28 protein-coding genes are annotated in these 26,278 nt (G+C 40.2%); 22 read left to right on the top strand and 6 right to left on the bottom strand.

Going from position 1 to position 26,278, the window contains the following annotated elements:
- Window positions 1-82 precede the first annotated feature (82 nt).
- The 6 genes from ACPUEN_RS11020 (at window position 83) to ACPUEN_RS10995 (ending at window position 5,711) form a co-directional block, all read left to right on the top strand.
- Window positions 83-517 (top strand): (deoxy)nucleoside triphosphate pyrophosphohydrolase, encoded by a 435-nt coding sequence (locus ACPUEN_RS11020; protein ID WP_425635936.1) that lies wholly within the window; start codon window positions 83-85, stop codon window positions 515-517.
- Window positions 518-520: 3 nt separating this feature from the next.
- Window positions 521-1,150: an L-threonylcarbamoyladenylate synthase gene (locus ACPUEN_RS11015; RefSeq protein WP_111610754.1), complete on the top strand. Its 630-nt coding sequence runs from the start codon at window positions 521-523 to the stop codon at window positions 1,148-1,150.
- Between the two features lies 1 nt (window position 1,151).
- Window positions 1,152-1,778 carry a WbqC family protein gene (locus tag ACPUEN_RS11010; protein WP_425635935.1) on the top strand — a complete coding sequence of 209 codons (627 nt, stop codon included), beginning with the start codon at window positions 1,152-1,154 and terminating at the stop codon, window positions 1,776-1,778.
- Window positions 1,779-1,859: 81 nt separating this feature from the next.
- On the top strand, window positions 1,860-4,385 hold the full coding sequence (locus ACPUEN_RS11005; RefSeq protein WP_425635934.1) for an ATP-dependent Clp protease ATP-binding subunit: 2,526 nt from the start codon (window positions 1,860-1,862) through the stop codon (window positions 4,383-4,385).
- Between the two features lie 172 nt (window positions 4,386-4,557).
- On the top strand, window positions 4,558-5,049 hold the full coding sequence (locus tag ACPUEN_RS11000; RefSeq protein ID WP_425635933.1) for an RNA polymerase sigma factor: 492 nt from the start codon (window positions 4,558-4,560) through the stop codon (window positions 5,047-5,049).
- An 8-nt stretch (window positions 5,050-5,057) separates the two neighbouring features.
- Complete coding sequence (locus ACPUEN_RS10995; protein ID WP_425635932.1) at window positions 5,058-5,711, top strand: hypothetical protein; 654 nt, start codon at window positions 5,058-5,060, stop codon at window positions 5,709-5,711.
- A gap of 36 nt (window positions 5,712-5,747) precedes the next feature.
- Here the strand turns inward: ACPUEN_RS10995 and ACPUEN_RS10990 are convergent, their stop codons facing one another.
- The 3 genes from ACPUEN_RS10990 to ACPUEN_RS10980 all read right to left on the bottom strand — a co-directional run bounded on the left by ACPUEN_RS10990 (window position 5,748) and on the right by ACPUEN_RS10980 (window position 8,428).
- Complete coding sequence (locus ACPUEN_RS10990) at window positions 5,748-6,215, bottom strand: hypothetical protein (protein ID WP_425635931.1); 468 nt, start codon at window positions 6,213-6,215, stop codon at window positions 5,748-5,750.
- Window positions 6,216-6,276: 61 nt separating this feature from the next.
- Window positions 6,277-6,564 (bottom strand): hypothetical protein, encoded by a 288-nt coding sequence (locus tag ACPUEN_RS10985; protein ID WP_425635930.1) that lies wholly within the window; start codon window positions 6,562-6,564, stop codon window positions 6,277-6,279.
- Between the two features lie 151 nt (window positions 6,565-6,715).
- The gene (locus ACPUEN_RS10980; RefSeq protein ID WP_425635929.1) at window positions 6,716-8,428 is read right to left on the bottom strand and encodes a helix-hairpin-helix domain-containing protein; all 1,713 of its coding nucleotides are present in this window, start codon (window positions 8,426-8,428) and stop codon (window positions 6,716-6,718) included.
- Window positions 8,429-8,655: 227 nt separating this feature from the next.
- On the opposite strand from ACPUEN_RS10980, the gene ACPUEN_RS10975 reads away from it, so the two are divergent.
- The 8 genes from ACPUEN_RS10975 to ACPUEN_RS10940 all read left to right on the top strand — a co-directional run bounded on the left by ACPUEN_RS10975 (window position 8,656) and on the right by ACPUEN_RS10940 (window position 16,896).
- On the top strand, window positions 8,656-9,054 hold the full coding sequence (locus ACPUEN_RS10975) for an EVE domain-containing protein (RefSeq protein ID WP_425635927.1): 399 nt from the start codon (window positions 8,656-8,658) through the stop codon (window positions 9,052-9,054).
- 98 nt (window positions 9,055-9,152) lie between these two features.
- Window positions 9,153-10,775 carry a transcriptional regulator gene (locus tag ACPUEN_RS10970; protein WP_425635926.1) on the top strand — a complete coding sequence of 541 codons (1,623 nt, stop codon included), beginning with the start codon at window positions 9,153-9,155 and terminating at the stop codon, window positions 10,773-10,775.
- Window positions 10,776-10,809: 34 nt separating this feature from the next.
- Complete coding sequence (gene pyrR, locus ACPUEN_RS10965) at window positions 10,810-11,358, top strand: bifunctional pyr operon transcriptional regulator/uracil phosphoribosyltransferase PyrR (RefSeq protein ID WP_111610763.1); 549 nt, start codon at window positions 10,810-10,812, stop codon at window positions 11,356-11,358.
- A gap of 2 nt (window positions 11,359-11,360) precedes the next feature.
- Window positions 11,361-12,287 (top strand): aspartate carbamoyltransferase catalytic subunit, encoded by a 927-nt coding sequence (locus ACPUEN_RS10960; RefSeq protein ID WP_111610764.1) that lies wholly within the window; start codon window positions 11,361-11,363, stop codon window positions 12,285-12,287.
- A 63-nt stretch (window positions 12,288-12,350) separates the two neighbouring features.
- A complete protein-coding gene (locus tag ACPUEN_RS10955) occupies window positions 12,351-13,067 on the top strand; it encodes an ABC transporter ATP-binding protein (protein WP_425635925.1) in 717 nt (238 codons plus the stop codon).
- Window positions 13,060-14,700: a putative ABC exporter domain-containing protein gene (locus ACPUEN_RS10950; protein ID WP_425635924.1), complete on the top strand. Its 1,641-nt coding sequence runs from the start codon at window positions 13,060-13,062 to the stop codon at window positions 14,698-14,700. Before ACPUEN_RS10955 ends, ACPUEN_RS10950 begins: the two co-directional genes overlap by 8 nt.
- 162 nt (window positions 14,701-14,862) lie before the next feature.
- Window positions 14,863-16,230, top strand: coding sequence for a pyridoxal-phosphate dependent enzyme (locus ACPUEN_RS10945; protein ID WP_425635923.1), 1,368 nt, complete (start codon window positions 14,863-14,865; stop codon window positions 16,228-16,230).
- A 9-nt stretch (window positions 16,231-16,239) separates the two neighbouring features.
- On the top strand, window positions 16,240-16,896 hold the full coding sequence (locus ACPUEN_RS10940; RefSeq protein WP_425635922.1) for a hypothetical protein: 657 nt from the start codon (window positions 16,240-16,242) through the stop codon (window positions 16,894-16,896).
- Here the strand turns inward: ACPUEN_RS10940 and ACPUEN_RS10935 are convergent.
- Entirely contained in the window at window positions 16,883-17,611 is a 729-nt protein-coding gene (locus ACPUEN_RS10935; protein ID WP_425635921.1) for a lysophospholipid acyltransferase family protein, read from the bottom strand. The two genes, ACPUEN_RS10940 and ACPUEN_RS10935, sit on opposite strands and share 14 nt — an antisense overlap.
- A 438-nt stretch (window positions 17,612-18,049) precedes the next feature.
- Here ACPUEN_RS10935 and ACPUEN_RS10930 point away from each other — a divergent pair, with 438 nt between their 5' ends.
- From ACPUEN_RS10930 to hisIE, 6 genes are all read left to right on the top strand, one after another.
- On the top strand, window positions 18,050-18,835 hold the full coding sequence (locus tag ACPUEN_RS10930; protein ID WP_425635920.1) for a phenylalanine 4-monooxygenase: 786 nt from the start codon (window positions 18,050-18,052) through the stop codon (window positions 18,833-18,835).
- A 73-nt stretch (window positions 18,836-18,908) separates the two neighbouring features.
- Window positions 18,909-19,247: a hypothetical protein gene (locus ACPUEN_RS10925; RefSeq protein WP_425635919.1), complete on the top strand. Its 339-nt coding sequence runs from the start codon at window positions 18,909-18,911 to the stop codon at window positions 19,245-19,247.
- Window positions 19,248-19,317: 70 nt separating this feature from the next.
- Complete coding sequence (gene hisH, locus ACPUEN_RS10920) at window positions 19,318-19,914, top strand: imidazole glycerol phosphate synthase subunit HisH (protein WP_425635918.1); 597 nt, start codon at window positions 19,318-19,320, stop codon at window positions 19,912-19,914.
- Window positions 19,915-20,060: 146 nt separating this feature from the next.
- Window positions 20,061-20,777: a 1-(5-phosphoribosyl)-5-[(5-phosphoribosylamino)methylideneamino]imidazole-4-carboxamide isomerase gene (gene hisA, locus ACPUEN_RS10915; protein WP_425635917.1), complete on the top strand. Its 717-nt coding sequence runs from the start codon at window positions 20,061-20,063 to the stop codon at window positions 20,775-20,777.
- A 200-nt stretch (window positions 20,778-20,977) separates the two neighbouring features.
- Window positions 20,978-21,733: an imidazole glycerol phosphate synthase subunit HisF gene (gene hisF, locus ACPUEN_RS10910; protein WP_425635915.1), complete on the top strand. Its 756-nt coding sequence runs from the start codon at window positions 20,978-20,980 to the stop codon at window positions 21,731-21,733.
- Window positions 21,734-21,842: 109 nt separating this feature from the next.
- Window positions 21,843-22,442: a bifunctional phosphoribosyl-AMP cyclohydrolase/phosphoribosyl-ATP diphosphatase HisIE gene (gene hisIE / locus ACPUEN_RS10905; protein ID WP_425640185.1), complete on the top strand. Its 600-nt coding sequence runs from the start codon at window positions 21,843-21,845 to the stop codon at window positions 22,440-22,442.
- Between the two features lie 76 nt (window positions 22,443-22,518).
- Here hisIE and ACPUEN_RS10900 read toward each other — a convergent pair whose 3' ends face one another.
- Both ACPUEN_RS10900 and ACPUEN_RS10895 read right to left on the bottom strand, forming a co-directional pair.
- Window positions 22,519-23,838 (bottom strand): S41 family peptidase, encoded by a 1,320-nt coding sequence (locus ACPUEN_RS10900; protein ID WP_425635913.1) that lies wholly within the window; start codon window positions 23,836-23,838, stop codon window positions 22,519-22,521.
- Between the two features lie 60 nt (window positions 23,839-23,898).
- Window positions 23,899-24,291 (bottom strand): Dabb family protein, encoded by a 393-nt coding sequence (locus tag ACPUEN_RS10895; RefSeq protein WP_425635912.1) that lies wholly within the window; start codon window positions 24,289-24,291, stop codon window positions 23,899-23,901.
- A 166-nt stretch (window positions 24,292-24,457) separates the two neighbouring features.
- Between ACPUEN_RS10895 and ACPUEN_RS10890 the strand changes: the two genes are divergently transcribed.
- Window positions 24,458-25,444, top strand: coding sequence for an aldo/keto reductase (locus ACPUEN_RS10890; protein ID WP_425635911.1), 987 nt, complete (start codon window positions 24,458-24,460; stop codon window positions 25,442-25,444).
- A gap of 20 nt (window positions 25,445-25,464) precedes the next feature.
- Window positions 25,465-26,172, top strand: coding sequence for an SIMPL domain-containing protein (locus ACPUEN_RS10885; RefSeq protein ID WP_425635910.1), 708 nt, complete (start codon window positions 25,465-25,467; stop codon window positions 26,170-26,172).
- Window positions 26,173-26,278 lie beyond the last annotated feature (106 nt).

Below are 26,278 nucleotides of genomic sequence, written 5' to 3'. Positions count from 1 at the left end.
ATGCCAAAAATAGGGAAAAATCTAAGGTGGAGTTTGTGCCTGAGATAAGGTAATGATATCTTTCTAAGTAAAATTATGTTTCATGGAAGTGGTTTTAGTCACCTGTGCCCTGATATTTTTGGATGAAAAAGTACTTTGCGCACAACGGTCCGATAAAATGCATCTCTCTAACTTATGGGAATTTCCGGGTGGAAAGATCGAGAAAGATGAAAGCCTGGAGGAATGCTTGGTTAGAGAGATCAAGGAGGAATTATCAATTTCGATTCAAGTTATAGGGGCTTTAAAGCCTAATGATCATTCATACTCCATAGGCAAGGTGATTCGATTGATGCCTTTTGTTTGTATTTGGCAAGACGGAGATATTAATTTGCTTGAACACCAAAGTGTAGCATGGGTGGCTAAAGAAAATTTAAAATCACTTGAGTGGGCACCAGCTGATATTCCAATTGTTGAAGACCTATTTGAGAATTGGAACATAATTCAAAAACAACTAGTTGATAATAACACAGAACTATAGGATATGTCCGCTGAATTAATACGATTATATGAGGAAAATCCTGATCCTGATAAGATCAGAGAAATTGCATCCAAACTCCGTGATGGTGGTGTGGTGATTTACCCTACAGATACTGTTTACGGTTTGGGCTGTGATATCATGAATTTGCGAGCGGTGGAACGCATTTGCAAAATCAAGGGAATCAATCCCAAAAAGCACAACTTCTCGATTATCTGTGCTGATTTGAGTAATATTTCTCAGTTCACTAAGGTGATCACAAAACCGGTATTTAAGATGATGAAAAAGGGCTTACCTGGTCCATTTACATTTATTTTAGAGGCGAGTAACCAAGTGCCTAAGATTTTGCATAGTAAAAAGAAGACTATAGGAATTAGGGTTCCTGATCATAACGTACCTCGAATGCTTGTTGAGGAACTGGGACATCCCATCCTTACAACTTCGATAAATGACGATGATGAAGTGATAGAGTACAGTACTGATCCAGAATTGATTTTCGAGAAATATCAACATCTCGTAGATATAGTGATTGATGGGGGGTACGGGCAAAATGTAGCCTCAACGGTGTTGGACTGCACTGGGTATGAAGTGGAAGTGCTTAGGGAAGGATTAGGCAAAGTTGAAGAGTTAGAATAGAATGACTAAGATCATTGCAGCTGACCTGCATTATTTCCCAAATCTTGAGTTTTTCGCTGCTATTGCCGGCGCTGATGAATTGATCTTTTTTCCAGAAGATAGGTATCAAAGACAATCCTATTTTAATAGAACTCAAATTCGTTTAGCAAACAATGTTGGGACACTCAGTGTGCCGATTCAAGGGCGAAGACCAAGAATTGCCCTACATAAAATTAAGGTAAGTAATGATCAAAACTGGGTCAATATTCACCTTCGCGGAATTCAGAGCGCTTACGGTAAAGCCCCCTTCTTCGAATATTATTTCCCGTATTTTCAAAAGGTTTTCGAGCAAAAAAAAGAAAACCTTTGGGACTTAAACTGGCAAATGCTGACAATCTGTCTGAAGTTATTAGGTGTATCTGTCAAGATGCGTGAGCATGAAAAGGACCAAGATCCAACCTGGGGAAAAGACATAAGAGGGCTTCTCATGCCATCAGTGCCTTTTTCGGAGCGTGACTACTACCAACCGGAACCCTATTTCCAACTTTTTGGCTTAGACTTTGATCCCAACCTGAGCATTCTGGATTTGTTGTTCTGCGAAGGGCCTGCATCTAAAAGCATAGTCTTAAAGTCTGTAAAAAAACATTGAACAATCTGCAAAAGGATTGTGTTTTTAAAACAAATTCGGTAACATACGTACAGGATTATTAAACAATCAGATAGGAATTAAATGGAAGCAAAATTTTCGAACAGAGTCAAAGAGGTGATCTCTCTTAGCCGCGAAGAAGCTCTTCGCCTTGGACATGATTACATTGGCACAGAGCACCTCTTGCTGGGGATGATTCGCGAAGGAGAAGGTGTTGCTGTTTCCATTCTTAAGAAATTGGGAGTGCCAATGGATGAGTTGCGGAATGCAATTGAACGCGCTGTAAAAGGTACCGCAAATCACAACGTCAAAAATATGGCAAATATCCCTTTGACTAGACAGTCAGAGAAGGTATTGAAGATAACTTATTTGGAGGCCAAGATCTTTAAAAGTCAATTGATTGGAACTGAGCATTTGCTTCTTTCCATCTTAAGAGATGAGGACAACATCGCCACACAAATACTTAACAAATTTGAAATCAATTACGATTCGGTAAAAGAGATGCTAGAAATGTCATCGGATTCTGCGCCTCGCTCCAAAGCTGAGGCAGAAGATGGAGATGACGATGGTTCTAAGCTTTTCGGTTCTACTGGCAGTGGTTCTGGTGCATCTAAGCCTGGAGCTGAAAAGTCAAGAACGCCGGTTTTGGATAATTTCGGAAGGGATTTGACCAAAATGGCCGAAGATGACAAGCTTGATCCAATCATAGGTCGTGAGAAAGAAATAGAGCGTGTCGCGCAGATTCTTTCCCGTAGAAAGAAAAATAACCCGATACTAATTGGTGAGCCAGGTGTAGGTAAAACTGCCATTGCCGAAGGATTGGCCTTGAGAATTATTCAGAAAAAAGTGTCCCGTGTTCTTTTTAATAAGCGCGTGGTGACCTTGGATCTAGCTTCTTTGGTAGCTGGTACTAAATATAGAGGACAGTTTGAAGAGAGAATGAAAGCCGTGATGAACGAGCTGGAGAAATCTCCAAATGTTATTCTTTTCATCGATGAGCTTCATACAATCGTGGGAGCTGGTGGAGCGTCTGGTTCTTTGGATGCATCAAACATGTTCAAACCTGCTTTGGCACGAGGAGAAATCCAATGTATCGGAGCAACTACGCTAGATGAGTATCGCCAGTACATCGAGAAGGACGGAGCACTAGCCCGTAGATTCCAAATGGTGATGGTAGATGCTACTACACCAGAAGAAACCGTGCAAATTCTGAATAACATCAAGGATAAGTACGAGGATCACCACAATGTGAATTATACCGACGAGGCTATAGTTGCTTGCGTAAAGCTATCCGATAGGTATATTTCCGATAGATTCTTGCCAGATAAAGCGATTGATATTTTGGATGAGGCAGGAGCCAGAGTCCATATCAATAATATCCATGTGCCGGAAGATATTTTGAAATTGGAGGCTGAGGTAGAAGATATCAAAACTGAGAAAAACCGTGTGGTAAAATCTCAAAAATATGAAGAAGCGGCTCAGTTGCGAGACAAGGAGAAGAAATTGCTCGAGCAATTGGAAACAGCTAAAAACAAGTGGGAAGAAGAAAGTAAGTCCAAACGATTTACTGTAGAAGAAGATAATGTAGCAGAGGTAATTGCCATGATGACTGGTATTCCTGCAAAACGAATTGCCCAGAAAGAAGGCGCTAAGCTTTTGAATATGAACGGTGATTTGTCTGGAAAAGTAATCGGTCAGGATGAAGCGATCAAGAAGCTGACAAAAGCAATTCAGAGAACTAGGGTGGGGTTGAAAGATCCTAAAAAACCAATTGGTTCATTTATTTTCTTAGGACCTACTGGCGTTGGTAAGACTGAATTGGCTAAAATGCTAGCAACTTATCTTTTCGATAAAGACGATTCGTTGATCCGTATTGATATGTCTGAGTATATGGAGAAATTCTCCGTATCCAGATTGGTAGGAGCGCCTCCAGGCTACGTAGGTTATGAAGAAGGTGGTCAGCTGACTGAAAAAGTGAGAAGAAAGCCTTACTCAGTAGTATTACTTGATGAGATCGAAAAAGCTCACCCAGACGTCTTCAACATTTTGTTGCAGGTGCTGGATGATGGTGTCCTTACAGATGGTTTGGGTAGAAAAGTCGATTTTAGAAATACGATCATCATCATGACTTCGAATATTGGAGTTCGCGATTTGAAAGATTTTGGAGCAGGAATTGGCTTTGCCAGTCAGGCCAGATCTGATAATATGGACGAAGTGATGAAGTCAACGATTCAATCTGCCTTGAAAAAGGCATTTAGTCCTGAATTCTTGAATAGATTGGATGATGTGGTCGTCTTTAATTCATTAACCAGAGAACATATCTTTAAGATTATTGATATAAGTCTTGGAAAGTTGTTCTCCAGAATTACTGACTTAGGTTACAAGATTGAATTAACCGAGAAAGCTAAAGAGTTCTTAGCTGAGAAGGGGTACGATCAGCAATATGGAGCAAGACCTCTAAACAGAGCGATCCAGAAATACTTGGAAGATGCTATTGCCGAAGAGATTCTCAAAGGAGATCTTTCTGAAGGCGATATTATCACTGCCGATTATTCTGGAGAAGGCACAGAATTGACTATAGTCGTAAAGAAAAAAGAGAAAGCTGACTAATCAGTTGTTTTAGATAGATTAGAAGCCCCAAATGATGAATTTGGGGCTTTTTTATTTTCTAGCCATTAAGTTTAAAGTGTTTGATTTTTAAATTTTATTTTCATTTCTGTGATTTTTTTGGATGTTCTGCGAATAATAGCTTGAATGAGTTTTGACATCAACTTATAAATCCTTGTCCAGAGAAAAAGAATATTTCCTCACCAGTATTGAATCCAACAAAGGTATCATCTACAAAGTGGCAAATTCCTATTGCAGGGATACCGATGATAGGGAGGACTTAATCCAAGAAATCATTCTTCAGCTTTGGAAGACTTTCCCAAGCTTTAATTCCGAGTTCAAGCTTAGCACTTGGATGTATAGAATTGCTTTGAATGTCGCGATTTCAGCATACCGGAAGGCAAGTAAGCGAAGTAAGGTTCATCAGCCCCTTTCTGAAACGGCCATTTATTTAGATGAGAATACAGGCGAGCGAAATGAAAACCGTGATTTGTTACAAGCACTGATCCGGGAACTAAAGGAGGTGGATCGGGCGCTTATCCTGCTTTACCTGGATGGCTATTTATATCCAGAGATTGGGCAGATGCTTGGTATTTCAGAAACCAACGTGGCCACAAAGCTCTCTCGCATCAAGCAACAATTAAAAAGAAAATTTACTGCTCAATAAGGGAAATCATGGAAGATATAGAACTACAGCAAATATGGAAATCTTACGATCAAAGGCTTCAGGAGCAATTGGTTTTCAGTCGAAAAAATGCGTTCGAGATTACTAAAATGAAGGTAAAAAGTGAATTGACGGGTATGCGTCCTATCAAAATATTTACAGTTTTGCTGGGGATACTTTGGGTACTTTTTTTAGATGTTATATTTATTAATCTGTTTTCAGCAGCGAATTTATTTTTCCTCGTTTCAGCAGGTTTTATCTCTTTGGTAAACAAGGTTGCTGTTGGAATTTATCTCTATCAGTTGATTTTGATTTCTTCAGTAAACATCAATTCACCAATAATTGGTACACAAAAAAAGATAGCGGGACTAGTAACATCTACACTTTGGGTAACGAGAATTCTGATGTTGCAACTCCCATTTTGGACTATATTCTTTCTAAGTTCTTCTGAGATTGGAACTGGAAACCTTCTATTTTGGGTAATTCAAGTGCTTGTTACCATAGCATTTGCAGGACTTGCTATCTGGCTGTATATCAATATTCGATATGAAAACCGTGACAAGCGTTGGTTTAAATTCTTATTTGGCAGCTATGAATGGGGTCCTATTATGAAAGCCCGAGAAATGCTCATTCAGATTGAAGAATATAAAGAAACCAACAGCTGATTATCCTTTTTTGCTAACAAACATCTGAGTTCTTAATTACTTAGAAAAAAATAGCCGTGTGATTAATATGCCATTTTGATTTGCATCTCCAGCATCGTTTTCTACTGCTGAAGTGACGTAAACTAGGTTCCACCCCTCCTTCACCATGCTGTTGATTTTAGAAGAAATCATTGCGTCATTAAATGCTACGTTTTTAGGTGCAACCTCAAATCCATCGAATATATTATGCAGTTTTATTTCTTCTAACTTCTCGACTTTGGTATACCTTCCTTCAAGTTCCTTGTTTTTAGCTTTAGATCCGTCTGTTTTAAACGCTGCATACTCAGAGTTATCCACTTCTGTTTGTGAATCAATTATCCTTGACTCACCATTCCCCCTATAGCTAATTGATTCTACAATAGTAACTATTTTGAATTCTGGCTTAGCCGAATTATCAGCGTCTTGAGCATAGGTGTAAGTAGATAGGAAAAATAGAATTGCGAAATAAGAAAGCTGCGATTTCATTGGTCTCTGAGGTTTAATTGCTTCAGAGCTTACGAAAAAATTAACAGGTTAGTTTTTGATTTTATAGCGTCAAAATAAAAAAAAGTAATCCCACGGCTAATACCAAAATCATCTTTTGCGCCTTTTCTTTGATTTCTGGGGTAAGTTTTCGCTGACGGATCACCAAGACAGCCAAACTCAATCCCAACAATTGCAAAGCTAAACCTACGCCGTTTAAAGGCCCCATTGGAGCCTCCAATACCTTGAAATATGAATTCAATAGCGCAAGAAGGCAGAGTGCTATTCCAGTGATCCCAAATAAAAATGAGCGCTGGAGTAAGGTTTTGGGTGGGTGGTTAGTCCATTTCATGGGTTTATAATTTGTTTTTTATTTGCCACATGGAATCTCGCATACCTGATAATTTTCTCAGTGTATGAACTTTGCTTCATGCTCGATTTCATTTTTATAGATTCTAGAATTAGGGCGCAAGATACAAGACTTACCGCCTTCGGTCATGCTTTTAAGAGTTGACTTTGACCTTTTTCAGCCTAGAATCAAAATAGTTGGCTATTTCTTCCCCAGTCAATGCATTCATCGTCATTTCTTTAGTCAGTCCGCCTTTTCTACCAACCAAAACTCCATATTTCATATCGGCGTAACCTTCCATCGCATGGGCATCAGGGTTGATAGAAAGCATTACGCCCTGATCCATCGCATAGCGAACCCATCTCCAATCCAGATCCAGTCTCCATGGATTGGCATTGATCTCGATGACTACATTATTTTCAGCACAAGCATCAATAATAGCTTTGTGGTCAATAGGATAGCCTTGACGGCGTAGAAGAAGTCGTCCAGTCGGATGGCCCAAAATCGTAGTATAAGGGTTTTCTATCGCTGCAATCAATCGCATGGTAGCTCGCTTTATGTCCATGTTTAGAATGGAGTGTACTGACGCTACGATAAAGTCAAAACTTGCCAATACTTCATCTGCATAATCCAGCTTTCCGTCAGATAGGATGTCGCTTTCAATTCCTTTGAAAATGCGGAAAGGTGCCATTTCCTTATTCAAAGCATCGATTTCCTGATGTTGCTTGACGATTTGGTCCTCTGTCAGTCCTCCTGCATAAAAAGCGGTTTTGCTATGGTCTGAGATTCCCAAGTATTCAAACCCAAGATCTCGGCAATACGCTGCCATTTGTCTCAAGCTATGCTTTCCATCGCTGTAGGTGGAGTGATTGTGAAGAATTCCCTTGAGGTCTTTTTCTTCAAGTAATTCTGGGACTTTATTTTCTTTAGCTAGTTCTATTTCTCCATAACCTTCCCTCATCTCAGCTGGAATAAATTGGAGATTATTAATGCTAAAAAAATCTTCTTCTGTAGAATAATCCTTTTTCTGAAGCTTTTGAGCGACTGTATCTTTTTCATCAACCAATGACTCCAAGTGGAGTGGAGCAGCGATAAGCGAGAGTTTTTTCCAAAGAAAATCTTCCTTGGCACAGAAGTGAACTACAACCTTCAACTCGATTTCCTTCAGTTTTCCTCTGAGTGTTCGCGGACCGGAATCGAGCAAAATCCACTCGATGGAGTCCATTGCTTTGATTTTGGATTTTACTGAAGCTAATTCATCGGCAGCGAAAAGAAACTCAGCTTCAGTGATGATTTCCATCTTTCTGGCGAAATCACCAACTATCGCCAAATCAGCATTCGGGGCAATTTCGGTCAAGATTTCTTGAAGTTTCTCGATTGTCTCCTCTATATCTGCATAGAGCCATTTGCCAGCATTGGATGCTTTGAATTCCAGATTTTCTATAATTGTATTTTGAGTCTTTTCTCCAAAGCCTTTGATTTTAGCGACTTTTCCAGATTGACAGGCTTCCATCAGCTCATGGGTGGAGGTGATACCAAGCTCCTCCCAGAGTGTTTTTACTTTCTTTGGTCCCAAGCCTTTGATCTGAAGTACTTCGAGAATTCCCTCTGGTGTTTTAGCAAGTAATTCTTCAAGGAATGGAAATGTATCGGTTTCTTTTAGTTGCTGTATAGCATCCACCATGCTTTTGCCAACACCCTGAATGGCTGCAAGTTCTTTCTCGCTCAATCCCATAATATCCTGATCGCCACGTTCTAAGGAAATCAGCGCACTTTGATAGCTACGTATTTTGAACGGGTTTTCATCGTGCAGTTCCATCAGCTGAATGCTGAGTTTTAGTTTTTTCAGTAGCGTCTTGTGATCCAAAATTTCTCGGGTTGAATTAATACAGTAAGACAAATGTCTTGAAATAAAGTTTCAATTTAAGGGGCTATGGCTTAACTTAAAATTGAAATCTGATATTCTATTACCCTCAGCATTACAAAGCCTAGAAAAGGAGTAAGAATGATTCTTATTTCTAGTCATATTGAACAGAAAGAGTGTATTTACGTTATTCAAGTCAACGACTTTTTAACTTTCAACCAAAAATAAGAATGAAGTATTGGATGGTAAAATCAGAGCCAGGTTCATATTCTTGGAGTGATTTCGTGTCAAAAAATGAAGATATCTGGGATGGTGTGAGGAATTTTCAAGCCCGGAACTATCTGAGAGAAATGCAGTTGGGAGACTTGGTGTTTTTTTATCACAGCGGAAAGGAAAAAGCCATTGTAGGTATTGCAGAGGTGAGTGAGGAGCCATTTCCTGACCCAAAGGATGAAGCTTGGACAGCAGTTAAACTTAAGGTAAAAAGCGACTTGAAAAATGCAATTCCTTTAGCAGCTATAAAAGCCGAGGATAGACTTTCTGAGTTGCCAATGCTGAAACAGTCCCGTTTATCAGTATTGCCAGTAGGAAAAGAGGCCTTTGATTTACTACTAAAAATGGGTTCATGAATTCGAGGATGCCGAAAAGCGGGCCTAGAGGTGTCGCAACACCTTTCGGGATAATCATTCGAGAATCAAATGGCCTTTGTTAGTCAAATATTAATTATATGAAAAAAATATTTCTAGTTCTTTTTCTATCTGTTCTTGGTCATGGGCTATTTGCTCAGGTCAGATTCATTGAACGCTTTGAAGTAGAGTCTGAGTTGGATGCACCTCTATTTGAAATGATTGACTCAGAAGCTGGACTAGTTTGCTTTAGAACACTCCCGGATAAAGGATTGAGTATGAGGCGTGTTTTTCAATACTTTATAGCTGATACTCGTTTGGATTCTAAAGAAGGTGTAATTGAATTTCCTGTTAGAGAGGGGTTCGATATGTTGGGGTACGATATAGATCATAACCAGCTTTTTGTACTTTTTACTCAGGGATTTGCTCTGAATGCTGATAAGTATTTGCTTCAGGTGGATTTAGAGACTAAGCGGGGCCTCGAGTTTGTGATAGATAATGTGCTTGCTATGGAGTTGGTGGAGTTTCTTGTACAGGATCAAAAGGCCATTTTCATGGGTAGTTCTGATAATAGACCAGTTTTACAGATCCATGATTTAGTGACCAAAAGTGTTCATACGCTTCAGGGAATTTATGGAAATGATACGCAGATTCTCCAAATCAAAAAAAATCCTGAGGTCAGATCACTAGAAGTAGTTTTGAGTAGAAAAGGAGCCTATAGAAACCGTGATATCATTATCAATACCTATGATATGGCCGGAAATGTTGTCCAAGAAGTGAAAGTAGATCAGTTTGCAGATCCAGGTCAAGAAATTATTGACGGCATTTTACTTTCCACTGGCAATTACCAAGAGGCAATGATAGGTGCTTTCGGATTGGAGCGAAGGAATTCCTATCAAGGAATGTACATCATGGATATCAATGAATTTGGTGAGTTTGATTTTAAGCTTTACACCTTAGCAGATTTTCCGAATTTTTACAATTACCTCAACGAAAAGACAAAGGGAAAGCGGGATGCCGAAATACTTAAAGAACTTGACAAAGAACGGATACCCAGTATAAACAGCATTTATTCTATTCGAAACGTTCAGCAAACCCCAGATGCTTATTACGTTTATTTTGATCAATACTCAGTCTCTAATAGCAGGTCTGGATTTCAAAATGGAATGTATTCCCCCACGGGCGGCTACAGATATGATAGATGGAGCAGAATGGGTGCTACTACCTTTTCAGACCCCTATTTGGCTAATCGCTTCCCAATGTCTAGTAGCTATCAGACTGTGCCCGAGTACCGATATGTGTCTGCACACTTTGCGAAAGTCGCCAAGACAGGTCAAGTTATTTGGGACAATGCCACTTCTTATAATGAATTCGTGACTACTTATCCGGAAGCATTTGGAGAAGTTGCGGTAGTGGGAGAAGATTTTTACCACATGTATGTGGAAGACCAGATTATTAAGTTGAGTTTTTTCAGAAACGGTGAAAAAATCTTTGAAAATCAAGAGTTTGAATTAGGCTTGGTCAATGAGGAGGAACGTATTCGTGATACAAATCTGGCGAGCTTGAGATTGATTCATTGGTACGATAGATACTTTTTACTTTCAGGTACGCAACGTATTCGATTCTTGAATGATGCTGGAGCAGATGAGATCAGGGAAGTTTACTTTCTTACCAAAATCGTGGTGGATGGGGATTTGTATACTCCAGAAGAACTCCCAGACTAGATTTTATTTTTATATTTACCCTCAAATCTACCCCATGCAAAAAAGGCTTGTCTTAGACGAAGGACAGATTGAGATCATACTCAGGCGATTCTGTCACCAACTGATAGAAAATCACAATGATTTTGACAATACCGTACTTTTGGGCTTGCAGCCTAGAGGTCCAATATTGTTGGACAAAATCGTAAAACTTCTGGAAGAAATTTCCGGGATGAAAGTTCCTTCAGGGTATCTTGATGCTACTTTTCATAGAGATGATTTTCGCAGGAGAGATTATCCACTCAAAGCCAACGAAACCAAAATCAACTTTCTTGTTGAAGGTAAAAAAGTAATATTGGTAGATGATGTGCTCTACAAAGGCAGATCTGTTCGGGCAGCAATGGATGCAATGATCGCATTTGGTAGACCGCAGAAAGTCGAGCTCATGGTGCTAGTAGACCGTAAACTCACCCGGGATTACCCCATCATGCCAGATTATTATGGTGTAAGAGTACATACCCTAGAAAGCCAATACGTGCTAGTGGAATGGCAGCAAAATGGGTGCGAAAAAGACGCAATTTGGATCACAGAGAAAGTTAACCCCTAACCATGTCGCAACTCAGTACCAAACACCTACTTGGAATTAAAAACCTCACTGAGGATGATCTCCAGCTTATTCTGGACACGGCCGCTAACTTCAAAGAAGTGATCAACCGCCCGATCAAAAAAGTGCCTTCTCTCCGTGATATCACCATTGCGAATGTGTTTTTTGAGAATTCTACGCGAACCCGACTTTCCTTTGAGCTAGCAGAAAAAAGGCTTTCTGCCGATGTGGTGAATTTTTCTTCGGCTAATAGCTCGGTGAAAAAGGGGGAGACACTAGTCGATACAGTCAATAATATACTTTCTATGAAAGTGGATATGGTGGTTATGAGGCATTCCAGTCCTGGCGCTCCACATTTTCTTTCTAGAAACGTCAATGCAAACATCATTAACGCCGGAGACGGAACACATGAGCATCCGACACAGGCCTTGCTTGACTCTTTTTCCATCAAAGAAAAACTTGGAGATGTGGCAGGAAAAAAAGTGGCGATCATCGGAGATATCCTACACTCTAGAGTAGCACTCTCCAATATCTTTTGTCTGCAAAAACTCGGTGCTGAAGTGATGGTTTGTGGGCCGATTACCTTGCTTCCAAAATACATTGCCAGTCTAGGCGTGAAAGTAGAATTGGACGTGAAAAAAGCGCTTCAATGGTGCGATGTGGCAAATGTGCTTAGAATCCAGCTCGAAAGACAACAAATCAAGTATTTTCCAAGTTTGCGTGAATATTCCCTTTACTATGGCATCAATAAAAAGTTGTTGAGCCAGCTGGACAAGGAGATCGTGATCATGCATCCTGGTCCAATAAACCGTGGAGTGGAGCTAAGTTCAGATGTAGCAGACTCTGAGCATTCGATTATTCTGGAGCAAGTTCAGAACGGAGTTGCCGTTAGAATGGCAGTTTTGTATTTATTGGCAGGAACAAAAGGCTGATCAATTTGAAATTTCAAATTTGAGATTTCAAATTGCTTCGCGTTAAATCTCAAAATTACTTTTATGCTAAGTGTAACCAATCTGGTGAAAACCTACGGCAAGCAGAATGCTGTCAATGATATCACATTTGAACTCCAAGGAGGAGAAGTAGTCGGGTTACTCGGACCAAATGGAGCTGGAAAAAGTACGACTATGAAGTGCATTGTTGGCTTGCTTCGCAAAACTTCCGGAGAAATCACACTGGGTGGATATGATCATTTAAGCGTGGAGGCCAAGCGTCTTTTTAGTTATATCCCGGAGACTCCTTATGTCTATGATTTGCTCACCGTCCAAGAACACATGCAATTTGTAGCGCAAGCCTATGGGGTGAAAGAGTGGCGAGGAAAAGCGGGTGAATACTTGGAACTTTTTGAGTTGGCGGATAAAAAAGATAAACTTGGACGCGATTTGTCTAAAGGAATGCGGCAAAAAGTATCGATTTGTTGTGCATTACTTCCAGATCCGCAAGTGCTATTTTTTGATGAGCCGATGATTGGATTAGATCCTAAGGCGATTAAAAATACCAAGAAAGTTTTTAGAGAATTGAAGGAAGCTGGTAAGACTATTCTGGTCAGTACGCACTTGATTGACAGTGTTGAGGCTATTGCGGATCGGGTGATGATTCTGAAAGATGGGAATATTGTCGGAAATGACACAGTGGCAAACTTGAAGATACAATCACTCCAAGGTGAGGGAACCACGCTGGAAGATCTGTTTTTAGAAATGACCAAAGATGAATGAAATCCGGCTGTTGTTCAGAAAGGATATCCTCATTCTGATCAATAATATCAAACTTATTCTTAAAAATCCGCTCCGACTCTTACCATATGCAGGTATAGCTGGTTACATATTCTTTATGTATTGGCTGCGCTTAAAAAACAGGGACGATGATGCCTCCACCCAGGAAATGCCTGAATTGGATCTCAATGGCATCCCGGAGGTAAATTTCGCACTGCAGAATATCATTGGCGGCGTGACGATATTGGCTTTGGTTATTTTGATTTATCAGCTATTCAGAGCCACAAAAAATAATGTCAGCTTCTTCAAAATGGCTGATGTAAACTTGCTTTTTACTGCGCCGGTCAAGCCAGAGAATATCCTGATTTACTACATGGCAAGGTCTATTTTACCCTCTTTAGGTGGAGCTATCATCTTTGTGGGGTATGCTTCGAGCCAAGCTATTGACACGTTTGAGATGACAGTAGCGAATTTTACCTTTCTGGTTTTAGCTGCTGGTTTATTTTTCTTCATCGTATCTCCTATCAAATTCCTGGTCTATACCCTGAACTCCAAGTACGATGTGATGGAATATATCCGTACAGGTGTAATAGTCTTAGCAGTTTTACTGTCCAGCATGATTGTAATTCCAGGCTTGATGGCAGAGAAATTCTGGATGGGAATGTTCGCCTGGGTCACCTCTCCATGGTTTGATTTCTTTCCAATAGTCGGCTGGAGTAGAGGCATTGCAAGTTACTTGGTGCATGGAAATGCAATTATTTCCATTGGCTTTATCCTGCTTTATGGGATTTCCTATTTCGTGATTTTAAAATTGGTGATTAGATTTTCGGGATATTACTACGAAGATGTCTTGGAGGCTACCAAATCCAACGAGGAGAAGCTGGAGAAAGTAAAAGGAAAGAAGGAAGTTGGAGAAAGTTCATACAGTTTGAACACCAAGAAAAAGCTTGCGTTGCCGGACTTTGGATCCGGTGCAAAAGCATTTTATTGGAGAAATTACGTACACAGTTCCAGACAGGATTTCCATCCGCTTTTTGGATTGTATTCCCTGATCATGGTGGGAATAGGAATAGTACTGGCTTGCTTGTCTCTTTTTGAATGGTTTTCACACTATGTGTTCTATGGCTATCTCCTTATTTTGCTGTTTATCTACTTCTTTGCTGGCATAGGCCGCGCAAATGTAGGAGACTTGAAAAAGCCATTTTTCATCCTGATTCCGGCTACTTGGACTTCGAAGTTTTGGAATATGATCAAATTGGATATTTTGCAGATCACCTTGTTTTGTTTGGCATTGATTATCCCTTCCGTCCTGATAGCGGGATTAAATTGGTTTATTATCCCTTTGTTTTTATTTGCTACCCTAGAGCTTTACCTGGTTGGATTTGGGATCAATATCATTCCCCAGATCGCTTTGGATGAAGGCTGGGATCGGAAGTTGATCAAACCCTTTATGATCGGTGGCATTTTGGTATTCGGATTAATACCAGCTCTAGTTTTCAGTATAGTAGCCTTTATTATTTCCAAGCAATTCGTCTGGGCACTTTTCGGCGGGACGTTTGGAATGTTTTTCGTAGCTGCTATTTTGATGCATGTGACGCTGGATGTGATGAAGCGATTGGAGTTTAAGGAGGTATAAACAAGTCTCACTATTCAGTTTTTCAGTTGCAGAAAATTAATTCTCTTTTTCATAACTGGTTTGACAAGGCAGAATTTTATTCTGTTTTAATTTTCCTATAATCGCATCCCCCAGAAAATTCCTTTATTTTTGGTTACAGAATAGGACCAAATGTAACCGACTATGATCTACAACTCAATCATTGATACCATCGGGAATACTCCGATGATCCGTTTAAACAAGCTTGCACAACACATCAAAGGAGAAGTCCTCGTGAAGGTAGAATACTTCAATCCAGGCAACTCCATGAAGGATCGTATGGCGATCAAAATGGTAGAAGATGCCGAAAAGGCCGGTTTGCTCAAGCCTGGCGGGACGATTATCGAAGGTACTTCAGGGAATACCGGGATGGGATTGGCACTGGCCGCTGTCGCTAAAGGATACAAATGTATTTTCACCATGGCAGATAAGCAGTCAAAGGAAAAAATCGATATTCTTAAAGCCGTTGGCGCAGAAGTGATCGTTTGTCCTACAAACGTTTCCCCAGAAGATCCAAGATCCTATTACTCTATCGCTAGGAAATTGAATCAAGATATTCCGAATTCCTTCTACCCCAATCAATACGATAACCTATCCAATACAGCCGCTCACTATGAGACTACTGGACCTGAAATCTGGAATGACACTGATGGAAAAATCACTCATTATGCTGCTGGAGTAGGAACTGGCGGTTCTATGTGTGGAACCGCTCAGTATCTGAAAGAGCAAAATCCAAATGTGGTGACTGTTGGAATTGATACCTATGGTTCGGTTTTTAAGAAATATAAAGAGACTGGAATTTTTGACGAGAAGGAAGTTTATCCGTATCTGACTGAAGGAATTGGCGAAGACATACTTCCAAAGAATGTGAACTTTGATATGATCGATCACTTTGTGAAAGTGACGGACAAGGATTCCGCTGTGATGACACGGAGATTGGCTAGAGAAGAAGGCTTGTTTGTGGGTTGGTCCTGTGGATCAGCTGTTCATGGAGCATTGGAGTGGGCAAAAGATAACTTGAAGGAAGGTGATCAGATGGTGATTATTTTGCCGGATCACGGAACTCGCTACCTAGGAAAAGTCTATAATGACGAATGGATGAGAAACCATGGCTTTTTGGAAGATAAGACGTTCTCAACTGCCCGGGATATCATTGCGCAGCGAAATGGAGCCTATTCTTTGGTTTCTACGCTAAAAACTGATTCAGTGAAAAGTGCGATAGGCCTGATGAATAAAACCAGTGTTTCGCAGATTCCAGTAATGGAAAATGACGAAGTAGTAGGGAGCTTGACAGACAATAAACTGCTTGCTAGAATCATCGATAATCCCGCTTTGAAAGATGCGAATGTCGCTGATGTGATGGAGGACTCCATGCATTTTGTAGCACTAGACAGCACGTTGGATGTACTTTCTTCAATGGTGGAAAAGGAAAAAGCAGTGCTCGTAAGAGATACTCAAAACCAGATTCATATCATCACTAAGCATGATATTTTAGAGGCTTTCACGAAGTAAATACGATAAATGAATCAAGCTAAAATTCAGCGGATCATAGATTCGGGAGTAGATTTTAATATTGGAGACATAATTGAAAAGGCCTGGGAGATGTTCAAATCCCGGGCTTTATTCCATATTGGCTTTATGTTTTTGGTAGGTGCTATTCAGGCTGGATTTGCGGTATACCTAAAAGACTATACCTTCCTCTACAGCATCTTCTTGGCTCCGCCGCTAGTCTGTGGCTTTTACTTGGTTGCTAATCGACAAAGCCAAAAAGAGTATCTTGATTTCCAGAATTTTTTCGATGGGTTTAAGTATTGGTGGGATCTGGTTATTACCAATTTGATCAGTTCTATTTTAATCGTTGGGGGTATAGTACTCCTTATAGTTCCTGGGGTTTACCTTCTTGTAGGTTATTTATTCTGTCTCTTGTTTGTGATTTTCGGAGGTTTTGATTTTTGGACCTCAATGGAGCTCAGTCGTAAACTGATTCAAACAAATTGGCTTAAGTTTTTCCTTTTCCTTTTAGTTCTTCTGGCCCTCAATATTGCTGGATTTCTTTTTTTTATCGTTGGGCTATTTGTTACCATTCCTATGAGCTATTTGTCAGTTTATATTCTTTTCGAAGAATTGACTATTGATGCTATTGAGGAGGAGCCGAAGGACCCGATTATTCATTTGTGAGAATCATCGCTTTTAACCTGGCGCGGCACTTTTCCGAAAGCTCGTTTACTGAAGTTTCAGAAATCTCCATCGGATAAATTGGCTTAGAAAAGTAGATTTTCACTTTGCCGGGGCTGATTAAAAGTGATCCTTTTTTCATGACCTTATTTGCTCCGATTACAGCAATTGGCAGGATAGGAATCCCTGTTTCTTCTGAAAGCCGAAAAGCCCCCGATTTGAATGGCAAAAGTACGGCATCACTGGCATTTCTTGTTCCCTCAGGAGCAACCACCGCGGAAATTCCTTGCTTAAGAAAAGTCACCAACTGATCAACACTCTTTCTTCTTGATTCAGAATCTGTTCTATCTACCCAGATGGCTACTTTGCCCACTACCCATCCAAAAAATGGAATTTTGGATAATTCTTTCTTTCCCAAAGCCCGAACTTGCTGGGGTATAGCAAGCGGAATGATGGCAGCATCTAAAAAGGAAGTATGGTTGAAAATATAGATGTAAGGCCGATTGCGATCAATCAGGTCCCTGTCGTGGAACTCGAAGCGAATTCCAGAGCCGAAAGACCAAATTCTCGCCCAAATACGAATAAACAGAAAGGATACATTACCACCGGCTGGACTAATGCTTAAAGGGAGTACGATAAAGGCTCCGAGGATGATTAGAAGAGTAAAGAATAGTAGGATAGAATAGGCAGTAAATAGTATGCGGATGATTTTTATCATACAGAGAAAATGGTAATTTTGAGTATAAATTTAATCTTCACTCTTTGCTTGCAGGAGCCTCCGAGCGTTCGGGGGCTCTGTTTTTTTTAGAAGCTTCGAAAAGATAGATAGATTTTACAGGAAATTGTTTTTGATCATACATTGCCTATCTTAGCAGAGTGAAATTTAAAGAAGTATTTCAATACAATAATTTCAAGTGAATCCAACTCCAAGAACTTTCATTCATCATTCTCACTACCATCTTCAATGAAGGAATAGGATGACTATGAATTTTTGGTAAAAATAAATAGAGGCCTATTCCTAGTGGAATGGGCCTTTTTTTGGTTTTAGGCCAGTTATGCTGCTTCTCCAGAAGCAGCATCTGAATATATGATTATCGTCCTGCTTCTGGAGAAGCAGGACAACCGAATAAGTAACTATAGAATATACCCAAATACCATGAACACTAACATCAAACAAAAAAACTGGGTCTTCAGTGACCCTAGACTTCAAAACCTTAAGCAGGAGTACGACACCTACACGCCTGAGGACTTTAAAGTATGGAAAATTCTTTTCGAGAGACAGATGCCAAATCTCCCTAAAGCGGCTTCCAAAGCGTACCTAGAAGGAGTTGAGATGGTTGATTTTAGCGCCCATAAAATCGCCAATTTTGAGGAGTTGAATCAGATTTTGGCTAATAATACGGGTTGGGAAGTGCAAGTGGTACCAGGTCTAATCGATGATGATCTATTTTTTGGCTTGCTGAATAACAGGAGGTTTCCCTCTTCTACATGGCTTCGCACCATGGAGCAGCTCGATTATTTGGAAGAGCCCGATATGTTTCATGATGCTTTTGCGCATATGCCCTTACTGACAAATCAGCCCTATGTAGACTTTCTGGAAAACCTCTCTGGGATAGCGTTGAAGCACATAGATAACCCTTGGGCGATTCAGTTACTGAGTAGAATTTATTGGTTTACGATAGAGTTTGGTCTGATCCGTGAGGATGGTGAGTTAAAAATATACGGTGCAGGTATCCTAAGTTCGGCTGGAGAGACTAAATTCAGCCTTTCAAATGAACCAGCGCATCTGGAATATGATGTGCGGAAGATTATGAATCAGGAATACTGGAAAGATCGCTTTCAGGATAAATACTTTGTGATTGAGAGTTACGAGCAACTTTACGAGTCCCTTCCAGAGATAGAAGAAGTGCTGGAGGAGATGCTTTTAGAGAAAAGACAATAGACATTAGACGCTAGACATAAGATGTTGCAGTCTTAGGTCTAGCTTTATTTTTGAATATCTGGAAAATCGAATAATGACTGAGTACGAATTAGAACGGAAGAAGAAATTGATTGGAGATTTGGTGAGTAATTCAAGAAGAATTTTAAGCAACGAAATCGCTTTCCCTTTGGGAATTCACATTATGGCTAAAATTTTCAGATGGATAATTGATATTGAACCTTTGAATTTTAATTCACAGGAATTTATTGAAGACGACAACCAGCTAGATGATTATCCTCTGGGGTCAGATAGGTTGAAATATAAAATTGATATACTCATCAAATACGAAAAAGAGATAATTGAATTGAATGAACTGTATCGATCGAAATTGATGAGATTGAGTAAAGATATAATTGATAAATATGCTATTTGACTAAGATAAGATCAAAGAGGATCATAGTCTTGAATCTTTTGTCTTGTGTCTAGCATCTTGAATCTTAAAAATGAAAATAGCAGTAATAAAATATAACTCAGGCAATGTGCAGTCGGTGCTCTATGCTTTGGAGAGGCTAGGTGCAAACGCTGAATTGACGGATGATCCAGAAGTAATCCGAACAGCAGACAAAGTAATTTTTCCAGGGCAAGGAGAAGCAAGTACAGCAATGCGGTACTTGAAGGGGCGAAAGCTTGATACCTTGATCAAAGACCTGAAACAGCCTTTTCTAGGTGTTTGTCTGGGTTTGCAGTTGCTTTGTGAGCATTCTGAGGAAAATGATACGGAATGCTTGGGGATCTTTCCTGTAAAAGTAAAGCGCTTTGTGCCGGAGAATTCCCAGGAATTCAAGGTGCCACATGTGGGCTGGAATGAATTGGAGAATCTGGCCGACAATCCATTGTTGATAGATTTACCAGCCAACCCTTTTGTGTATTACGTGCATAGCTTTTATGCGGAGGTGAGTGAGTTTACCATCGCCCAGACGCATTACATCCATGACTTCTCAGGCATTCTCCATCGGGATAACTACTATGCCATCCAAGCCCACCCGGAGAAAAGTGGTTTGGTAGGAGAGAAGTTGTTGGAGAATTTTATTTCTCTTTAAAATATTGTAATGACACTTCGACTTCGCTCAGTGTGACAAGCGCTATGCCCTTTTCAAACGTTCGATAAATGTCAGGCTGAGCGAAGTCGAAGCCCTACTAATAATATAATCTTTCAATTTTAGAATTTTCCAATCTTTCAATCCAAATGCAAATAATCCCAGCAATCGACCTCATCGGAGGAAAATGTGTCCGACTTAGTCAGGGCGATTACAGCAGTAAAAAAGAATACCACGATGACCCGCTGGAAATGGCCAAGCGCTTTGAAGGTGCAGGGATCCAACGACTGCATCTGGTAGATTTGGATGGAGCCAAAGCCAAGAAAATCGTAAATGCGGATGTACTTCAGCGAATCAGCTCAGGTACGAGTTTGGAGGTTGACTTTGGTGGAGGAATCCAAGCTGATGAGGAAATAGAAAGGGCTTTTGAGTTAGGCGCCAGGCAAGTGACAGGTGGAAGTATTGCCGTAAAGAATCCTGAGCTATTTCAGGCTTGGATCAAAACTTACGGATCTGAAAAAATCATCTTAGGAGCTGACGCAAAGGATAGAAAAATAGCTGTTGGGGGTTGGGAAGAGACTACTTCAGTGGATTTGATTCCTTTTATCAAAGACTATGTGGCAAAGGGTATTAGCTATGTGATCTGTACCGATGTAGCGAAAGATGGTTTGCTTCAGGGGCCTTCAGTTGATTTATATATAGATATTTTGAAAGAGATTCCAGGTGTGAAATTAATCGCAAGTGGCGGTGTTTCGTCTGTGAAAGATTTAGAAGAACTGGAGAAAATAGGTGTATATGGGACGATTGTTGGAAAAGCGTATTACGAGGGAAGAGTGACATTGGAGGAATTGGCAGCTTTTGTTTGATTTACTAGTGTATTTACGAATTACGAGTTTGGATTTACGAGATTAAACTGAACTTCAATCCTCTTTTTCTAAAGTATAGTTTTTTGAATGGTTATAGATAGGGAAGAAAGTTAATGCTACGATTGAGGTCGTAAATCGTAATTTCAAATAATGAATGAAGAACGCCGAATAATGAATAGTGAAGTATTGAGAACTACAATATGTTAACAAAGAGAATAATCCCCTGCCTGGACATCAAAGAAGGCAGAACAGTCAAAGGAGTGAACTTTGTAGAGCTTCGTGATGCGGGTGATCCGGTGGAGTTAGCGAAGATCTACTCTGACGAAGGAGCTGACGAATTAGTGTTTTTGGATATCACTGCAACCGTAGATAAGCGTAAAACCTTAGCCGAACTCGTGACTAAAGTTGCTAAAGCAATCAATATTCCTTTTACAGTAGGCGGCGGAATTTCTACTATTGAAGATGTGAAAGTGCTCTTGAACGCAGGAGCTGACAAGATTTCCATTAATTCTTCCGCTGTGAAAAACCCTCAAATCATTAACGAAATGGCAGCTGAGTTTGGCTCTCAATGTATCGTCGTGGCAATTGACACAAGAAATGTGGATGGGATTGACTTTGTACATACGCACGGTGGCAGACAAGCTACTTTACTGAAGACTCAAGCTTGGGCACAAGAGGTTTGCGATCGAGGTGCTGGAGAGATCTTATTGACCTCTATGGATCACGATGGTACGAAGGCTGGCTTCTCCAATGAGTTGCTTGCAGAGATATCTTCTGCACTTTCCATTCCTGTAATTGCTTCAGGTGGAGCCGGGACAATGGCACATTTCAAGGATGTGTTTACCTTTGGCAAAGCAGACGCGGCTTTGGCAGCAAGCATTTTTCACTTTAAAGAAATAGGAATTCCTGAGTTAAAGAGATATTTAGTGGATGAAAAAGTGAGTATTAGGAAATGAGGTAACCTTTGAGGTCTATAAGACCTCGAAGGTTTGCGTAATAAAAAGGAAAGAATTATAAGTAGTCAAAACCTTCGGGGTTTTGGAAACCCCAAAGGTTAGAAAGGATATGAATATAGATTTTAAGAAAATGGATGGCTTAATCCCGGCCATAGTTCAGGATGCGATCAGCGGGAAAGTGCTGATGCAAGGCTATATGAATGAGGAGGCTGTTGCCAAGACTAATGAAACAGGAATGGTAACTTTCTTTAGCCGAAGTAAAAATCGCCTTTGGACAAAGGGAGAAACTTCCGGGAATTTCATGGAGTTGGTGAGTATGGCTTCTGATTGTGACAATGATTCAATATTGGTGAAAGCCAATCCCCGAGGTCCAGTTTGTCACACTGGAGCAGATACTTGTTTTGATGAGGTAAATTCCTCCAAAACTGGTTTTATCGATCAGCTTAGAGCCATTATCAAAGACAGAAAAAACAATCCAACTGATACTTCATACACAGCTTCACTTTTTGCCAAAGGCATTAATAAAGTCGCTCAGAAAGTGGGAGAGGAAGCTGTAGAGATCGTGATCGAAGCCAAAGATGACAACAAGGAGCTATTTATGGGTGAGGCTGCGGATTTGCTTTACCATTACCTGGTTTTGCTGGAAGCGAAAGGCTATGAATTAGACGAAGTGATGGATGTCCTCATCGATCGTCATCAGAAAAAGTAAGATTCGATATTTAGTGGTTTGTGGAGACACAAACCACGACTAACTTTGGGGGCTAGTTCATGATCAGGCCTTTTATTTAGTAAGCTGGGAATTCCTGCTTCAAACCCTTAAACTGATCAATCATTTCCCATTTTGGTCTGTAATAAGTATTCAGAAGTCTTCCTCCAACGGCACCATTTTCAATAACATTCAGTGCAGCAGCTAAGCGAAGATCAGCTTGATTACCCCAGTTGAATTGAGGAGAATCGCCCACCAAAAAATCAGCAGGAAATCCATCAAAATAATCAGCTTTGCCCTCAGCATTTGCAGTAGCAAATGTAATAGGGACTAGCTCTACATTGTTGTCTTTGAGGGTATTGTAGTAGCTCGAAAGTGGGAAAGAACCCACTGGCTTACCAAAAGTGTTATCTCCGACTAAGGTAATATCAACGTACGGGTTCAATGAATTAATGACCAATTCGGACGCTGAGGCAGAGCCTCTAGAAGTAATGAAGATCAAGTTGTCCAAATTCAAACTTCCGATTTTCTTGAAATTCACAGATTTCTCAAGATTAGTTTTCAAGGAATTCAGCTTATTCGTGTACATTAATTTGTTCGAATTGGAAGCCTGAATCAGGTAATTATTGATTTGCTCTGCGACTGCCACCGAACCTCCGCCATTGTATCTCAAGTCAATGATCAACTCATCAATTCCTGCATCTGTGAAAAATGCCATTGATTCATCTACCTCTAGACTTTTGGTAGGAGACTGACCTGCTGTAGCTTTAAAACTTTGGTACACCCAATACCCAACTTTTTTACCGTTGACATCTATGACTTCTTGATGCAATACCGAGTTGGATTGGTACTCTGCTTTTACATTTGATCTAGTGGTAATAGAACCATCCGGTAATTTGAAGGTGAAGGAATTTGTGATCCCTGGATCGGTAGGCCCAAGTTGAAAATCATATCCTCCGGAGGCTGTTTTGTAGGCTGATAAGGGTTTTCCATTAATTTCTAAAATTTCCCAGCCACGCTGCCAGCCATCAAGACCTGCGGGAGCTTGATCATAAACAAAAGTTAAATATAATCTCTCCGTGGCATCGAAAGCAAAGCCAAAGCCATGGCCAGCATTTCTTCCTACAAATGCATTATTAAACGCTTCCTGTGTAGTGAGATAGGAGAATCTATCGAGTGGCTTGAAAATAATTGCATTCAGTAATTCCTCATTTGAAGCATAATCAGCTGTGTTGACTACAGCCGGGAGTTCCTGATTCCAGAAATACCATTCTTGCATAGCTTCAAAAATAGCACCTCTCACTAGATCGGATTGAGGGTCAGGAACGATCTCCTCTTTATCACGGCATGACCAAAAGAGAATGATTACTAGTCCGAAAATCCATTTTGAGTTTTTCATAAGGCCATGCTTAGCTGTTAACTTTATTAACTACGAGTGAGAGGTGCTTTTAGATTTAGATTAGATAGCGATATCGTAAACTTGGACTTTTTTCCACATATGTGAATACTTTTCTATAAACTCTAAATGTGTAGGATCTGTTTGGTATACCAACTGATCTTCCAAACTGTCAAAATATGCAGTGCAAGCGACTTGAAAGCTATGGTCCACTACGTTTCTATCCTCTGTGGCTGCAGGTGTGCCTGCGATGAATTTGCCAACAGTTTTGCAACGACCAAGCATAGGAACAGCTTCAGTAAGAAATTCTTGTGTATTGGCAGTGTCGTGAAGCCAAAAATATACTTGATGAATCATTTTTTGTTTTGCCATTTCTTTAGCGATTGTGGTTATAGGTAAGACAGCGGTGGCACCTGCCACGCCGATTGTTTTAATAAATTGTCGTCTTGTCTTCATTTGATTTGATTTTAGGCTTAAGGCTTAGAAGGTTTATTCTTACGGGCAAATATCGGTTTGAACCGTGATTCTAAAGATAAATATTTAAATTACTTTTAGATAATAGGTGAGTATTTAGCCTTCTATTTCCAAAATTAACCTCTTTTTAATATTAATAATCAGCAGCATGAATTACAGAACTTTAGGCAAAACCGGTTGGAAAATTTCTGAGATAGGTTTGGGAACTTGGCAAGTAGGTGGTGGCTGGGGGTCTCCTTTTGATCCGAAAGTAGCCGAAGATATTCTACATGCTGCATTTGATAGGGGGATTAATTTTATCGATACGGCGGATGTGTATGATGCGGGACTCAGCGAGGCAGCGGTAGGAGAGGCTGTAAGACAAAGATCAGAGAAGATCTATGTGGCTACCAAATGTGGAAGGCGCATCCAACCGCATATCAATGAAACGTATTCTGTCGAAAAACTACGTCGCCATGTGGAGGATAGCTTGCGGAATACTGGTTTGAATCGCCTGGATTTGATTCAGCTGCATTGCCCGCCTACTTCGGTATACAAGCGAGATGAGGTTTTTGGGTTGTTTGAGAAGTTGAGAGCGGAAGGGAAAATCGCAGCTATGGGTGTCAGTGTGGAGAAAGTAGAGGAGGCCAAGATGGCCATGGAATATGATGTGGTATCTACAGTTCAGGTGATTTTTAATATGTTCCGGCAAAAACCAGCCGAAGAACTTTTTAGGCTTGCGTTTGCCAAAAACATAGGATTGATCGTCCGGGTACCTTTGGCGAGTGGGTTACTTTCAGGGAAAATAACACCTGAAACAACTTTCTCAAAAGATGATCACCGACATTTCAATCGGGATGGAAAAGCATTTGATAAGGGCGAAACTTTCTCTGGAGTTCCGTTGGAAAAAGCATTTCCTGCGATTGAGGAGTTGAGGAGCGTGTTTGAAGGAGAAGGAGCTTTAGCTGCGATTGCACTGCGATGGATTCTAATGTACGATGAGGTAAGTGTAGTGATCCCTGGAGCCTCTAAATCGTCACAACTGGAATCAAATGTCAATGCTGGACAACTTCCACCCTTGACTAATGAGCAAATGCTTGCTGTAAAGACCATTTACGACAAGTATATCAGAGAAGAGGTTCATCAGTTTTGGTAAATAAAAACTAACTATAATTTATGATTGGAATTAAACAAACTGGCCTGATAGCGATACTATTGTTCATTTGTGCCTCTGTTGCCAACGCGCAAAATACTACGATTTCTGTAGAAGGTACTGGAGAAATAAGTGAAAAACCTGATGTGGGATTTTTGAATATTACTATCGAGACCAAAGCTGCCAAATTTGGAAATGCAATTTCTCAGCTCAATTCGAAGACCGATAGTTTGTATTTAATACTTTCTGACATGGGGTTTGAACAAGAAAATATCAAAACCTCAAATTTCAATGTCCGGGAAAATTTTATTTTCAATAATAATATACGATCCAAAGATGGTTTTATTGGGGTTCAGCGCATTGAAGCTGAATTTCCTTTTTCCAAAGAACAGCTAGGTACTATCATCAACCGCTTTGCAGAGGGAGAAACCAGCGTACAGTTTGATTTTAGCTTTGGGCTGTCAGATTCTAAAATGGAGGAGCTTAAAAAAGCACTCATTAAAAATGCTATTCAGGATGCAACTATCAAGGCCGAACTAATTGCTCAGAATACTGGAAAAGTGCTCGGGCAGATGGAGGAAATAAATTATTCCAGGGCAAATCCATTTTATCGAACAGCCCTAAAAGAGACTGTGGTAGGCTACGGCAGTAGTCAGGGTCAGTCAGCAGGATTTGAAATCAAGGATGTCAATTTAACGGACACTATCGTGATAACGTGGAGTATGAAATGATACTTCTCCAATTCATCCCGAGATTCAATTCTGAAAATTATAGTCCTACAGAAATTCATCTAGCGCCATAAAAAAAAATCCCTCAAACTTTCGTATGAGGGATTTC

Source organism: Algoriphagus yeomjeoni (assembly GCF_049821175.1).
Taxonomy (GTDB): Bacteria; Bacteroidota; Bacteroidia; order Cytophagales; family Cyclobacteriaceae; genus Algoriphagus; species Algoriphagus yeomjeoni_A.
Note: the sequence above shows the minus strand (reverse complement) of the source record. Positions and strands in the feature narration are given on the sequence as shown.